12 protein-coding genes and 1 tRNA gene are annotated in these 14,906 nt (G+C 54.7%); 8 read left to right on the top strand and 5 right to left on the bottom strand.

Features of this window, described 5'->3' with window-relative positions; all coding sequences use genetic code 11:
- The 3 genes from PFRI_RS07995 to PFRI_RS08005 are packed head-to-tail and all read left to right on the top strand — an operon-like array spanning position 1 to position 3,352.
- Positions 1-609: a 2-dehydro-3-deoxy-6-phosphogalactonate aldolase gene (locus PFRI_RS07995; RefSeq protein ID WP_072630181.1), complete on the top strand. Its 609-nt coding sequence runs from the start codon at positions 1-3 to the stop codon at positions 607-609.
- Complete coding sequence (locus PFRI_RS08000) at positions 606-1,439, top strand: SMP-30/gluconolactonase/LRE family protein (protein ID WP_072630182.1); 834 nt, start codon at positions 606-608, stop codon at positions 1,437-1,439. Before PFRI_RS07995 ends, PFRI_RS08000 begins: the two co-directional genes overlap by 4 nt.
- The gene (locus tag PFRI_RS08005) at positions 1,436-3,352 is read left to right on the top strand and encodes a beta-galactosidase (RefSeq protein ID WP_072630183.1); all 1,917 of its coding nucleotides are present in this window, start codon (positions 1,436-1,438) and stop codon (positions 3,350-3,352) included. The genes PFRI_RS08000 and PFRI_RS08005 overlap by 4 nt, the downstream gene beginning before the upstream one ends.
- A 179-nt stretch (positions 3,353-3,531) precedes the next feature.
- On the opposite strand, the gene PFRI_RS08010 is transcribed toward PFRI_RS08005, so the two are convergent.
- The 5 genes from PFRI_RS08010 to pdxH all read right to left on the bottom strand — a co-directional run bounded on the left by PFRI_RS08010 (position 3,532) and on the right by pdxH (position 9,678).
- Positions 3,532-7,209 carry a vitamin B12-dependent ribonucleotide reductase gene (locus PFRI_RS08010; protein WP_072630184.1) on the bottom strand — a complete coding sequence of 1,226 codons (3,678 nt, stop codon included), beginning with the start codon at positions 7,207-7,209 and terminating at the stop codon, positions 3,532-3,534.
- 621 nt (positions 7,210-7,830) lie between these two features.
- A tRNA-Pro gene (locus PFRI_RS08015) sits at positions 7,831-7,907 on the bottom strand.
- Positions 7,908-7,955: 48 nt separating this feature from the next.
- Positions 7,956-8,453, bottom strand: coding sequence for a DUF192 domain-containing protein (locus PFRI_RS08020; RefSeq protein ID WP_072630185.1), 498 nt, complete (start codon positions 8,451-8,453; stop codon positions 7,956-7,958).
- Positions 8,432-8,953 (bottom strand): cold-shock protein, encoded by a 522-nt coding sequence (locus PFRI_RS08025; RefSeq protein ID WP_072630186.1) that lies wholly within the window; start codon positions 8,951-8,953, stop codon positions 8,432-8,434. The genes PFRI_RS08020 and PFRI_RS08025 overlap by 22 nt, the downstream gene beginning before the upstream one ends.
- A gap of 119 nt (positions 8,954-9,072) precedes the next feature.
- Entirely contained in the window at positions 9,073-9,678 is a 606-nt protein-coding gene (pdxH, locus tag PFRI_RS08030; RefSeq protein ID WP_072630187.1) for a pyridoxamine 5'-phosphate oxidase, read from the bottom strand.
- A gap of 163 nt (positions 9,679-9,841) precedes the next feature.
- Here pdxH and fabI point away from each other — a divergent pair, with 163 nt between their 5' ends.
- From fabI to PFRI_RS08055, 5 genes are all read left to right on the top strand, one after another.
- Positions 9,842-10,648 (top strand): enoyl-ACP reductase FabI, encoded by an 807-nt coding sequence (gene fabI, locus PFRI_RS08035; protein ID WP_072630188.1) that lies wholly within the window; start codon positions 9,842-9,844, stop codon positions 10,646-10,648.
- 4 nt (positions 10,649-10,652) lie between these two features.
- Positions 10,653-11,255 carry a LysE family translocator gene (locus PFRI_RS08040; protein ID WP_072630189.1) on the top strand — a complete coding sequence of 201 codons (603 nt, stop codon included), beginning with the start codon at positions 10,653-10,655 and terminating at the stop codon, positions 11,253-11,255.
- A 25-nt stretch (positions 11,256-11,280) separates the two neighbouring features.
- Complete coding sequence (gpt, locus tag PFRI_RS08045) at positions 11,281-11,799, top strand: xanthine phosphoribosyltransferase (protein ID WP_072630190.1); 519 nt, start codon at positions 11,281-11,283, stop codon at positions 11,797-11,799.
- 4 nt (positions 11,800-11,803) lie between these two features.
- Positions 11,804-12,994 carry an aminotransferase gene (locus PFRI_RS08050; protein ID WP_281249316.1) on the top strand — a complete coding sequence of 397 codons (1,191 nt, stop codon included), beginning with the start codon at positions 11,804-11,806 and terminating at the stop codon, positions 12,992-12,994.
- 63 nt (positions 12,995-13,057) lie between these two features.
- The gene (locus PFRI_RS08055; protein WP_072630192.1) at positions 13,058-14,905 is read left to right on the top strand and encodes a peptidylprolyl isomerase; all 1,848 of its coding nucleotides are present in this window, start codon (positions 13,058-13,060) and stop codon (positions 14,903-14,905) included.
- Position 14,906 lies beyond the last annotated feature (1 nt).

Genomic DNA, 14,906 nt, shown 5'->3' on the forward strand with positions numbered 1-14,906 from the left:
ATGAGCCGTCCTCTTATCGCCATTTTGCGCGGTGTTACTCCGATTGAAGTCAAAGACATCGCCGCGGGCCTTATTGATGCAGGCATCACCCGAATCGAAGTCCCGATGAATTCACCCTCTGCCTTGAAATCCATCGAAAAACTGGCCAAAGCCTACGGTGATATCGCGCAAATCGGTGCCGGCACTGTCATCACAGTTGAAACGGTTCTGGACGTCGCCAAAGCAGGCGGCAAATTGATCGTCTCCCCGAATGCAGACAAGAAAGTGATCGCTGCGACCAAGCTGGCGGGCCTTGATAGCTATCCCGGCGTGATGACCCCGACAGAGTGCTTTGATGCGCTCAGTGCAGGGGCAGATGGTCTCAAGATTTTCCCTGCCTCGCTTCTTGGGTTTGACGGTTTGAAAGCCATTCGCGCCGTGTTGCCGATTGGCACACAGGTTTACGCCGTAGGTGGTGCTGATCACACGAATTTCGCAGAGTGGATCGCAGCCAGCGCAGACGGCTTTGGCATCGGCTCCGCGCTTTATAAACCTGGCTTTACTGCCGCTGAAGTCGCCCAACGTGCGGCGGCAATGGTCAAAGCCTTCGACTTAGCCCAGCCCAAATGATATTTGACGAACGGCCTTGCGGGCTTGGCGAAGGGCCGCTGTGGCACCCTACCCGCCAAGAGCTTTTCTGGTTCGATATCAACGCGCGCAAATTGCACAGCAAAGCGCAAACCTGGGATTTCGATCTCAGCGTTTCAGCTGCGGGCTGGATTGATGAGAGCACCTTACTTATCGCATCCGAGATCGGTCTGCACCGATTTGATATAACGAACGGCGCACTCAGCGATCCAATCGTGCATATTGAGACCGACAACCCCATCACGCGTTCCAATGATGGGCGCGTCGATCCTTGGGGCGGCTTTTGGATCGGGACTATGGGCTTTAACGCAGAGCCGAATGCAGGTGCAATTTATCGTTTTTACAAAGGCGAGCTTCGCGTGATTGCAACCGACATCACAATCCCGAACGCGATCTGCTTCGCTGTGGACGCAACCTTCGCCAATTACACGGACACCGTGACCAAACAAATTATGCGCGTCACGCTGGATCCAGAAACAGGCTGGCCCAACGCAAAAGCAAAGGTCTGGCTCGACCTCAATGAGGCGAACGTAAACCCCGACGGTGCGGTGATAGACGCCAATGGCACGCTTTGGGTCGCGCTTTGGGGTTCTTTCTGCGTCAACGGATATGCACCTGATGGCACTCTCGTTGCGTCGCACGAGGTTGGCGGTCGTCATACGACCTGTCCTGCATTTGGTGGATCTGAACTGAGCGATATGTTTGTGACCTCCGCGACGGATGGCATTCGCGGCGAACTCGGTGACAATGGGAAAACCTTTATCTTGCACGGCATTGGCAAAGGTCAAAAAGAACATCAGGTGATCTTATGAAACGCACGCTTGGCGTTTGCTACTACCCCGAACATTGGACTGAGGATCGCTGGGCCATTGATGCCGCGCAGATGATCGAGGCAGGCCTCACATGGGTGCGCGTCGGCGAATTTGCGTGGTCGCGCCTAGAACCATCGCCCGGTGACCTGCAACTCGACTGGCTTGAGCGCGCCATCAATGTACTGGGTGACGCAGGCCTAAAGGTGATCCTTGGCACGCCCACAGCAACACCACCACGCTGGATGCTCGACAAACATCCTGACATGCTTGCAGTCGATGCCGAAGGGCGCACGCGAGGGTTTGGCTCACGTCGGCACTACTGCTTCTCGCATGAAGGGTTCATTGCAGAATCCCGCCGTATCACGGAAATTTTGGCCAACCGTTTCGCACGCAATCCACATATTCAAGCATGGCAAACGGACAATGAATATGGCTGCCACGAAACAACCGTAAGCTATTCAGACGCCGCCAAGCGCGCATTCCAAGACTGGTGCGCGCAAACCTATCAAAGCCCTGATGCACTGAACCGCGCGTGGGGGAATATTTTTTGGTCCATGGAGTATGACAGCTTTGATCAGATCGGCTTACCCAATCTTACAGTGACAGAACCCAATCCATCGCATGTGCTTGCATTTAGACGGTTTTCTTCCGATCAGGTTGTGCGGTTCAATCGCGTTCAAACCGACGTACTGCGCGCTCATACGGACGTTCCGCTGATCCATAACTACATGGGCCGAGTCACGGATTTCGATCACTATGATGTGGGCGCGGACCTCGATATTGCCTCTTGGGACAGCTATCCGATTGGCTTTCTATCAGACCGCCTTGAGGGCACGCCAGAGCACAAAGCGCGCTATCTGCGCCAAGGTGATCCTGACATGCAGGCGTTCCACCATGATCTTTACCGCACGGTTGGCTCGATGCGTGGCACGCGCAAAGCGCATGACGGCCGTTGGTGGGTGATGGAACAGCAGCCCGGCCCTGTGAACTGGGCACCTTACAATCCCGCACCTCTGCCCGGAATGGCGCGCCTTTGGGCATGGGAAGCGTTCGCGCACGGCGCAGAAGCCGTGCTTTACTTTCGCTGGCGTCAGGCTCCTTTTGCACAAGAACAGATGCATGCGGGACTTTTGCGCCCGGATGCCGCCCCTGCCCCTGCGCTGGACGAGGCACGCCAAGTCGCGCGCGAATTAGAGGCAATGCCAGAGGTCGGTACGTTCAAAGCACGCGTCGCCTTGATCTTCGACTATGTCTCGTGCTGGGCTTGGGAAGCACAACCGCAAGGCGCGGATTTCGACATGTTCCGTCTCGCGTTTGAGACGTATCGCGCCGCACGCCGTTTGGGCCTGTCGCTCGATATTGTTGCACCCAACGCGGATTTGAGCGGCTATGATCTGGTGCTTGCCCCCGGGCTCTTGGAAACGTCAGAAAGTCTTCAAAACTACAAAGGCGTCGCATTGATCGGTCCGCGCACAGGCTCAAAAACCTCCGAGCTAAGCATTCCGACACCGATGGGACCTAATGTTGCGGGCCTCGACTGCACCGTGTCGCGCGTTGAAAGCATGCCGCCAAGCACAAGTGTCGAACTAGTAAACGGCGGTGCGTTTTTGCACTGGTTTGAAGAGCTCGATGGCTCCGCCGAGGTCACTTTACGCACTGCGCGCGGTGCTCCCGCGATCATGCGCACGGGCGGATTGCACTACGTCGCAGGCTGGCCAGAGGCCGCAAGCTACGTTGACATCCTAGAAGGCTTAGCGGCTCAGGCCAACATTCCCACGCAGCGCCTACCCAGCGGATTGCGCCTGCGTGAGACGCAAACACATCGCTTCTGGATCAACTACGCCCCTGATGAAGTCAGCTACGATGGCAAAACCATCGCTGCGGCAGATGTGCTCTGGGAAACCCGCGACTAGACACAAAAAATGGGGAGCCAAAAGGCTCCCCAGGTTCGCAAATTCAAGCTCATCATTTATCACCGCTCGGAATATTTTTTGCCTGCGGCCTGATTTGCGTCAGAGGCCCCCTGAAGGGCCTCGTGACCGGATTTTGATGCGCCCGAATTTTCTAGAAAATTCGCATTGCACCGTTTTGCTTAACTGCAGCCGGATGTCCCGCCGCAGGTGTTGCACTTCATGCAGGTTCCGTTGCGCACGAGCGTGTAGTTACCACACTCCCCACAAGCTTCGCCTTCATAGCCCTGCATCTTCGCTTTGGTGCGTTGATCCATGCTTGTCGCAGATCCAATTGCCGCTGAGCTTGTGCTCGCGGGCATCACGGCTGCAACGCTCACCTCTGGCACCAAGGTCTGCAAAGCCGCGACCGGATCAGCCGTCCCGCTCAACGCTACTGCACCTGCTTGGCCACCTTGCAGCACGATCAATTCCTGCGGCAAACGCTTGCGCAAATATCCGGTAGAGCTAATCTGCTTCAAGACTTCCAACGAGTTGGTCGCTGCTTTGTCGCTCAACTCTGAAACGTTGCTCACGCCCTCTTCCGCGCCACGGCCCAGATCGTCAAACGATGCGCCCGTTGGCTTGATGTGCGCGAGGTCCGTGCGGTCCAAGTAAGACACAGCCAACTCGCGGAAGATGTAATCCAAGATCGACGTCGCATTCTTGATGCTGTCGTTGCCTTGCACCATGCCTGCTGGCTCGAACTTGGTGAAGGTGAAGGCGTCCACGAACTCCTCCAGCGGCACGCCGTACTGAAGACCGACAGACACAGCAATCGCGAAGTTGTTCATCATCGCGCGGAAACCCGCACCCTCTTTGTGCATGTCGATGAAGATTTCGCCAAGCTGGCCATCCTCATACTCACCCGTGCGCAAATAGACCTTGTGACCTCCAACAACCGCTTTCTGAGTGTAACCTTTACGGCGCTCAGGCATCTTTTCGCGGTTGGATTTGACGATCTCTTTGACGATCACCTTTTCGATGATTTTCTCTGCAATAACAGCCGCTTTTTCGGTGATGTTACCGCTCTCGAGGATGTCCATCGCGTCATCATCGTCCTCAACCAAAGCCGCAGCCAGTGGTTGGCTCAGTTTCGATCCGTCGCGATACAGCGCATTGGCTTTAACACCCAAGGACCAGCTCAACTCATAGGCTTTCTGGCAGTCCTCGATGGTCGCATCGTTGGGCATGTTGATTGTCTTGGAGATCGCGCCAGAGATGAACGACTGCGCCGCAGCCATCATGTAGATGTGGCTATCGACGGACAAGAAACGCTTGCCCTTCTTGCCGCATGGATTGGCACAATCAAAGATGCTGAGGTGCTCGTCTTTGAGGTACGGCGCGCCTTCCAGCGTCATTGTACCACACACATGATCGTTCGCCGCGTCGATATCCGCTTTGGAATATCCCAAGTGCTTGAGCAAATCGAACGAAGGATCGTTCAGCTTTTCCGCTGGGATCCCAAGGACACCGGTACAGAACTCTTCGCCCAGCGTCCACTGGTTGAACACAAAGCGAATGTCGAAAGCAGAGGCAAGCGCGCCTTCAATCTTCGCCAATTCATTTGCCCCAAACCCGTGGCCGACCAAAGACGTGGTATTAATGCCCGGCGCGTTACCGATAGAGGCATGACCAACCGCATATGAGACGATCTCTTCGATCTGCGCAGAGCCGTAACCAAGGTTCTCAAGCGCCGCGGGAACAGATTGGTTGATGATCTTGAAATAACCACCGCCCGCGAGTTTCTTGAACTTAACGAGTGCGAAGTCAGGCTCGATGCCCGTCGTGTCACAATCCATCACCAGACCGATAGTGCCGGTTGGGGCAATCACAGAGACTTGTGCGTTGCGGTACCCGTACTTTTCGCCTTTTGCCAAAGCGTCGTCCCAAGAGGCCATCGCCAGCTTGGTCAGGTCCGCGTCAGGGCAGTTTACCAGATCAAGCGCAACAGGCTTGATGTCGAGCGTCTCGTAGCCGTCCGTCGCGCCATATGCGGCGTTGCGGTGGTTGCGCATGACACGCAGCATGTGCGCTTGGTTCTTCTTGTACCCTGCGAATGCACCAAGCTCGCCCGCCATTTCAGCAGAGGTTGCATAGGACACACCCGTCATCACAGCCGTCAAAGCCCCACAAAGCGCGCGGCCCTCGTCGCTGTCATATGAATGACCCATGTTCATCAGCAAGCCGCCGATGTTGGCATAGCCAAGACCCAATGTACGGAAGTCGTAGGAACGTTGCGCGATCTCTTTGGATGGGAACTGCGCCATCATCACAGAGATTTCCAGCGTTACTGTCCAGAGACGTGTGGCGTGCACATACTCATCCGCTTGAAATTTGCTGTCCTTGTAGAACTTTAGCAAGTTCATGGATGCGAGGTTACAGGCCGTGTCGTCCAGGAACATATATTCAGAACACGGGTTGGAACCGCGAATTTCGCCGTCTTCTGGGCATGTGTGCCATGCGTTGACCGTATCGTGGTACTGGATGCCGGGATCTGCACAGGCCCACGCGGCGTGACCGATGTCTTCCCACAGGTCGCGTGCTTTGATTGTTTTAGCGACCGTGCCGTCTGTGCGGCGGATCAACTCCCAATCACCGTCCGCTTCGACAGCTTTCAGAAAGCTGTCAGTGACACGCACGGAGTTGTTAGAGTTTTGGCCGGAAACGGACGCATACGCCTCTGAATCCCAATCTGTGTCGTATGTGGGGAACTCGATGGATGCATAGCCTTGCTTTGCATAATCAAGAACGCGCTTCACATATGTCTCAGGGATTGCCGTTTTCTTGGCACCGCGGATCGCCGCTTTCAGCTGTGGGTTCTTCTTTGGATCAACAGAGTCCTCAGACGAACCATCCCAAGCGCGGATCGCTTTGAAGATTTCGTTAAGGTGCTGTTCGTGCATCTTGGAGCCAGCGACGATGGAAGCAACTTTCTGCTCCTCCTTCACCTTCCAATTGATGAATTCCTGGATGTCAGGGTGGTCTGCATCGCAAATCACCATCTTCGCGGCGCGACGTGTTGTGCCGCCTGACTTGATCGCGCCAGCTGCGCGGTCACCGATCTTGAGGAAACCCATCAGGCCAGAGGACTTACCGCCACCAGAGAGCTGCTCACCGTCGGCACGCAAGCTTGAGAAGTTCGTGCCAGTACCGGAGCCATATTTGAACAGGCGCGCTTCGCGGACCCAAAGGTCCATGATACCACCATCGCCGACCAGATCGTCTGAAACGGACTGAATAAAGCACGCATGCGGCTGCGGGTGCTCATAGGAAGATTTCGATTTGGTGAGGACGCCGGTCTCATAGTCAACGTAGTGGTGACCTTGCGCAGGTCCGTCGATGCCATATGCCCAGTGAAGGCCCGTGTTGAACCACTGAGGAGAGTTCGGCGCTGCGCGCTGTGTCGCGAGCATAAAGCGCATCTCGTCATAATACGTCTGAGCGTCGGCTTCGGTGGTGAAGTAACCACCCTTCCAGCCCCAGTATGCCCACGCGCCCGCGAGGCGGTCAAAGACTTCTTTAGAAGAGGTTTCGCCGCGAAACCCGTCATTGTCTGCGGCTGGCTCAGAACGCCATAGGAATTCAGGAATGCCCTTTTCTTTGACCTTCGAGGTCTTGTTGGGAACACCGGCTTTGCGGAAGTATTTTTGAGCGATCACATCAGACGCAACCTGCGACCAAGTGTTTGGGACTTCAACATCGTCTAGTTTGAACACGATGGAACCGTCTGGGTTCCGGATCTCGGATACGGTGGATACAAATTCAAGCGATGCGTATGCGTCTTCGCCTGTTTTGGTAAAATGTCTGCTAATCTTCATGGTCCGAGCCTTCCCAAATACTCTAACGTTCCGTTGCCTGCGCCTGCGCGCCTCGTGCGAGGAAGAACCCAAAGCATCGCCACACGGACTGAATAGGACCGCATGATTAAGCGCAACGGACCAATCTGACCGATACTGCCAATTTTCCAGCTAGAGAACTTTTGCCACTATATCTTGTGGCTTACCTGCCTCGCTCCCACAAACTGACGTATTTGCCTGCGGACGGTCAATCCAATTATTTACGTTTTCGTGATGTTTTTTGCGTTGACGTGAGCGCCAATTTTGAGGCGTTCACGACCTCGTGTGATTCAGTGCAATTCGCCCCGAAGTTCACGTGGGAATCGCTAACCCAAAAAACCTTTGTTTGCTGCAGGCTTAGCTATTTTTGCTCACTCAGGAGATGAAGATTCCCTAACAAGAGATTAATCAATTTTGACCATGAGGTTAAAATTTTGAAAAGCCGCGAACGTGACATTCTCGCACTAGAAATACTCTATATGGCAGGCAGCACGCGTAAAACTACTACCTGTGGTGCTCCTTTCATAAAAACCACACCATATGGTAGAGCGCAGCAATGGCGCGTTTGGACTAAAGCCAAATTTGGAAGATATGTGGGTGAAGTGGTCGGGACGGCAAGATTCGAACTTGCGACCTACGGTACCCAAAACCGTCGCGCTACCAGGCTGCGCTACGCCCCGACTGAGGCGGTGTTTAGCTGTGTCGCCACGAGATGAAAAGCCCGAAAATCACTCTTTGCACGGAATTACTGCAAGGCCGTCAGAAAAGGCCGGATGTTGCAGCGCATCACCCACTTGAAAGCCGTAGGTTTTGCTTAGTCCGCCGTTGATTTCGAGCACGGCATAGATACCGTCACCACCGGGAATCGGCGTCTCATCATGTGGGATCGCATTTTCGTGGATACGCGCAACGCGCCCAGACGAATCTGTAAATATCATATCAAGCGGGATCAGCGTGTTTTTCATCCAGAACGCTACTGGTTGAGGTTGCTCAAACACGAAAAGCATCCCAGCAGAAGGCGCCATGGATTCTCTGTTCATAAGCCCTTGCGCACGCTCGGCAGGTTCATCGGCAAGCTCTATGGTGAAGCGTGCTTCGCCGAATGCTCCACGGATGAGAACTTTATCCTCAGCACAAGTATCTTCTGCGAAAGCCGCGCCACTGAGAACGCTGATCGCGAAACTTCCGGCACTCAATACTTGGGTTAGTGTAGAGCTGCTTCCCATGCGTTCACCTCAATTGCCATGAGGCCGCGTTTACCATCAATCACACGGATCGCCAATGCTTCACCCGGTGCTAAATCGGCCAAGCCCGAGCGGCGTAAAACTTCTACGTGCACAAAAATGTCGGCGTCTGAGCCAAAGACATTGGCAAAGCCAAATCCTTTGCCCTTATCGAACCATTTGACGCGCGCTGGCTGTAGCTCGACATTTGCAAGCTGCTCAGGATCGAAATCTTCCAGATCAGGAAGCGCGGGTCCTGCATCATTTTTCGGTGGTTCAATCGATATGACTTCAATAGCCTGACAGCCGCGATCCGTGACTTGCGTGACGATCTCGATCGAGGCTCCGTCCGCCACAGAATTTTGCCCAAAATTGCGCAGGACGTTGGCGTGTAGAAGAATATCTACGCCACCTTCTTCCGCAACCACGAAGCCAAATCCTTTTGCCGGATCAAACCATTTGACGACGCCGCGTGCTGCACGCGTCGTCTCTTCAGAAGTCATAGTTTCCACCACTTTTTAAAACCTCGTCCCTGTCTTGCATCTGATGAAATTCAGGCAAACATATCAAGCTCTAAAAACGCATAGAAAACAGAGCCTTGCAATTTCACGTCACATGAAATTCACGGGTTTAACCGTGTGATATCCCATGCGGCATCAACGCTTTCGCGCCGCCAAACGAAACGGTCATGTAGGCGAAATGCACCATCTGCCCAGAACTCTATCTCCAACGGCGTGATCCTGTAACCACCCCAAAAAGGGGGGCGCTGAGGTGACGTGCCATGCTTTGCTGTCACTTTTGCCACTTCAGCCATCAAGGCCGCTCGCCCGTTCAAAGGACGCGATTGCTGACTTGCCCACGCCCCTAGTCTGCTCTTGAGCGAACGTGAATTATAGTACTCGTCTGCTTGCGGACCTTCTTCTTTGGTCACGATACCGCGTACACGGATTTGACGACGCAAAGACTTCCAATGCATCACGAACGCAGCTTTGCCCGCGCTATCGAGTTCGCCCGCCTTTGCGCTCTCATAGTTTGTGTAAAACACGAAGGCTGCGTCCTCGATGTCTTTCAAAAGCACCATGCGTGCATTGGGAAGACCATTCGCATCAACCGTGCTCAGCGCGATCGCATTCGGATCGTTAATTTCGCTCTCTACCGCTTCCGCGAGCCAATCTTTGGCGATCACAAAAGGGTCATCCCCTGCAAAAAGTCCGCTTCTATCCGACATTTCATACGCTCCATCTTCGCTTCGTCCAGCGCTGCAAACTAGGCCTTAGGCCAGCTTTTCAAGGCAAACAAGCCTGACCCGCAGGCAATTAAAGGTGCAAAGCTTGATGCGCTGGACCCATTGCCCTAAAGACAAACGCAACAATTGAAACTGGAGCGATCACATGTCCAACGCACTTATGGCCGGAAAACGCGGCCTGATCATGGGCTTAGCCAATGACAAATCTATCGCATGGGGTATCGCGAAAGCCTGTTCAGATGCAGGCGCAGAGCTTGCATTTTCTTACCAAGGGGACGCGTTGAAAAAACGGGTCGAGCCGCTCGCAGCGCAGCTAGGAAGCGATTTTGTGGTGCCCTGTGACGTGGGTAGCGCAGAATCAATGGACGCTTTGTTCGCGGAAATCGAAAAGCGCTGGGGCACCTTTGACTTTGTTGTTCACGCAATCGGCTTTTCCGACAAAAGCGAGCTGCGTGGCCGTTACGTAGACACGTCGCGCGACAACTTTGCGATGACGATGGACATCTCTGTTTATTCGTTCACAGCCATTATGCAGCGTGCAGAAAAACTAATGAACGAAGGCGGCAGCGCAGTCACCCTGACCTACTATGGTGCTGAGCGGATCATGCCGCACTACAATGTGATGGGCGTGGCGAAGGCGGCTTTGGAGGCTTCTGTGCGCTATATGGCCGAAGATCTTGGCAAAGACGGTATTCGCGTCAACGCGATTTCCGCAGGCCCGATCAAAACGCTTGCCGCCTCTGGCATCGGCGATTTCCGCTACATTATGAAGTGGAACGAGTACAACAGCCCGCTGCGCCGCAATGTAACCACAGACGATGTCGGCAAATCTGCGCTTTATCTGCTCAGCGATCTCAGCTCTGGGGTAACTGGTGAAACGCACCACGTGGATGCAGGGTATCACGTCGTTGGTATGAAGGCAGTCGACGCGCCGGACATGTCCAAAGACTAAGCGCATGGAACTGGCCCATCTGATCGCATTCAACCTTACGCTACTTGCCGCGATCCTAAGTCCCGGCCCTGCGATGCTTTATTTCATCCGCACCACACTCGCGAGTGGACGCATGGCTGGGCTTTATACGGTCTGGGGTTTGGGCGTGATGGCAGCGACTTGGACGGCGCTGGCTTTCTTGGGGCTTGATGCGATTTTCGCGGTTTTTCCTTGGGCTTTTATCGCACTCAAGACCATCGGTGCGCTGTATTTGATCTGGATCGCCTATCAAACGTGGACGCACGCGCGCGCGCCGATGGGGGATGCCCCCACACCGCCGATGCGTGCGTTTTGGGGCGGTATGTTAGTGAATATGAGCAATCCAAAGTCCGTTCTGTTTGCAGGTGCTGTGATCATGGTGATCTTCCCGCAAGGCATGGCGTTTGCGGATAAATCCATTGTTGTGCTCAATCATCTTGTTATCGAATTGATCGTAGGCAGCGCGCTTGTGCTCGCCTTTTCCACCAAACATGTCAGTGCTGGCTATTTGCGTGCCAAACCCATTCTTGATCGTATCGCAGCTTCTGTTTTGGGCTTTTTGGGTCTAAAGCTTTTGCTCAGTCGCTAAAAACTATGTCTTCGGAGAATCGCCCATGACCGATCGTTTGCCCCATGAAAAAGGATTTCACGTCAGCTGGGATCAACTTCACCGCGATGCGCGCGCACTTGCGTGGCGTCTAGATGGCAAAGGTCCCGACGATGGTGCATGGAAAGCAGTTGTTGCGATCACGCGTGGCGGTATGGCCCCTGCGATGATCGTTGCGCGCGAATTGGACATTCGTGCGGTCGATACGATTGCTGTTGTGTCTTACCACTCCGGCGGCGGTGCTGCGACAGAGCGTCGTGAAGCGAAGGTTCTAAAAGCGCCTGACGCAGAGCTGATGGGCGACGGCACAGGCATTTTGATCGTGGACGATCTGGTGGATAGCGGCAAAACGCTGGAACTCGTGCGTTCGCTCTACCCCAACGCGCATTACGCCTGTGTCTACGCCAAGCCATCTGGTGAGCCGCAGACGGATACGTTCATCACGGGCGTCAGCCAAGATACGTGGATTTTCTTCCCGTGGGATATGGCGCTGCAATATGTGCAGCCTTATCGCGGTCAGGACTAGCTTCGTGACCTCTGCAACCGAGCACACATTCGCACCCCCCGTCATGGAAGCGCGCCGCTGGTTAGATGGTGTGGATTTCCCGCCAGAGCGCCCTTTGATCAACGTCAGCCAAGCTGCACCTGTGGATTTGCCCCCTGCCGAGATGCGCGCGGCGATGGCGGACATCATCGTGAACGAGCCGCAAGCGCATCTATATGGGCCGGTGTTGGGTCTGCCTGACTTGCGAGCAGAAGTCGCGTCGCAATGGAGCGTCGCCTACGGCGCTTCGATCACTTCGAAACAGGTGGCGATCACCTCAGGCTGCAACCAAGCTTTCGCTGCTGCAATAAGCGCGATTGCGCAAGCCGGTGATGAAGTCCTTTTGCCGACCCCTTGGTATTTCAATCATAAAATGTGGCTCGATATGGCTGGCGTTCAGGCCGTCGCTCTGCCAACAAACGCAGCTTTGCTACCTGATCCAGAGGTCGCGCGCAGATTGATCACGAAGCGCACGCGCGCTATTTCGCTCGTCACGCCAAACAACCCCGCAGGTGCGGAATACCCCGCAGCGCTTGTTCTTGCGTTCTTCAAACTTGCACAAGAGACTGGCATCAAGCTGATTGTTGATGAGACCTACCGCGACTTTCACAGCCAAACTGGCGTGCCACATCCGCTGTTTCAACAAGCCGATTGGGATCAAACGCTGATCCACCTTTATTCATTTTCCAAGGCGTTCCGCCTAACGGGCCACCGCGTCGGCGCGATGATTACGTCCCCCGAGCTTATGGCCGAGGCTGAGAAATTCCTCGATACCGTCGCAATTTGCCCAAGCCAGATGGGACAGTTTTCAGCGCTTTGGGGATTGCAAAATCTGACCGAATGGCTTGCCGGAGAACGCAATGAAATCCTCGCGCGCCGCGCTGCGATTGAAACCAACATGCCTCAGCTCACCGCACAAGGCTGGATCCTTAAAGGATGTGGCGCGTATTTCGCTTATGTGGAGCACCCCTTTGCAATGGCGTCAGACAAGCTTGCGCAGGAATTGGTAAAAGAGGCAGGCGTCCTTGCCCTGCCCGGCACCATGTTCACGCCCTCTGACGACCCAAATGGCGCGCGTCATTTGCGCATCGCGTTTGCCAATATCGATGCCGACGGAATCGCGGAATTGTTCACACGCTTGGCAGCTTTGCGCTTCTCGCTTGCTCCCTCATCCTGAGCCAAGTAAACCTCTGCAAACGGGTCCACAAATGCGGCCCCAAGCAATAGGGTAAAGCGCAACATGGCTGTACGTGGTAACACAATTTCGAAGACATTCATCTGGATCTTGCTGGCCCTTTTGATCGTCGGCCTTGCGGGCTTTGGCGCGACCAGCTTGGGCGGTAATATCCGCACGATTGGCTCTGTTGGTGACAAGCCGATCTCGGTCGAGCTGTATTCACGCACGCTGCAAGAAGATCTGCGCGCCATCTCAGCGCAAGCGGGTCAGAATGTACCCTTTTCCACCGCCCAAGCGCTTGGTGTAGATCGTCAATCGTTGGCCCGCGTCGTCACGTCGCGCGCGCTAGATCATGAAACGGCGCAGCTTGGACTGTCCGTGGGTGACGCGCAGTTGCAAGAACAAATCCTAGGCATGAGCGCCTTCCAAGGCATCAACGGACAATTTGATCGCGAAGCTTATCGTTTCACACTTGAAAATGCCGGTCTAAACGAAGCCGCATTCGAAGAAAGCCTGCGCGAAGAAGCCGCGCGAACACTTGTGCAAGGTGCGATCCTGTCGGGTACAACCGTGCCAAGCAGCTACGCAGATACCATCGTCGCCTACATCGGTGAGCGTCGCAATGCGACCGTCGCACGTTTGAAAGCCGCTGATCTGGCAGAGCCAGTCGCAGATCCTAGCGGCGAACAACTCAAAGCTTACTACGATGAAAACATTGAAAATTACGCTCTGCCACAGACCAAGAAGATCACCTACGCATGGCTTTCTCCCGATATGATCACTGACACGGTAGAAGTCGATGAGAGCATGTTGCAAGCCGCCTATGATGAGCGCGACGCCGAGTTCAACAAGACCGAGCGCCGCCTTGTCGAGCGTTTGGTGTTCGGAACACAGGACGATGCAAATTCTGCAAAAGCACAGTTAGAAGCGGGCGGTACAACGTTTGAGGCGTTGGTCGAGGATCGTGGTCTCTCCTTGGTGGACGTAGATCTTGGCGATATGACGCTAAGCGCGCTTGAGGGCGCGGGCGACGCTGTCTTTGCTGGCGAAACAGGCGATGTTGTTGGCCCGCTCCCAAGCGACCTTGGTCCAGCATTGTTTCGTATCAACGGTATTCTCGCGGCTCAGAACACCTCTTTTGAAGACGCTAAACCGCAGCTGCGCGATGAACTCGCCGCAGACCGCGCCCGTCGCGTTGTAGAGGCTCAAATGAGCGATATTGACGACCTACTCGCGGGTGGCGCCACGCTGGAAGACCTTGCCAAAGAAACCGACATGGAGTTGGGCCAGATCGATTGGACCCCTGAAGCGGAAGACGGTCTTGCAGCTTATGAAGCCTTTCGCGATGTCGCGCGCAGCGTCAGTGATGAGGACTTTCCAGAGGTGGAAATTCTTGAGGATGGCGGCATCTTTGCACTGCGTCTCGACGAAACACTCGAGCCACGCCCGCAACCGTTGGACGAGATCACAGAGCGTGTCACGCTTGGCTGGCGCACAGCTGCAACGCTCGACGCATTGCGCGCAGAAGCAGAAGCGCTTTTGCCCCAGATCACTTCTGACAGTGATTTTGCGGATGTTGATCTAGAAGCTGAGACGCTGACAGAACTCACGCGCACTGGCTTTGTCGAAGCGATGCCCCCTGCCGCGATCCTTGCTCTGTTCGAAGCTGAGAGAGGTGCGACAGTCGTGGTTGATGATGTGACGGACGTGCTGATCGTGCGCCTTGAAGATGTGCTTGCAGCCGATGAAGACAGCGATGATGTGAAACGCCTGCGAGCGCAGCTGACGAGCCAAGCGTCTAGCGCCGTTGCGCAAGATCTGTTTGACGCGTTTGCCACGGATATTCAGCAACGCGCGGGTATCACTCTTGATCAAAATGCTCTCAACGCGGTGCATGCTAACTTTAATTAAA

It is taken from the genome of Planktotalea frisia (assembly GCF_001890925.1).
GTDB classification, from domain to species: Bacteria; Pseudomonadota; Alphaproteobacteria; order Rhodobacterales; family Rhodobacteraceae; genus Planktotalea; species Planktotalea frisia.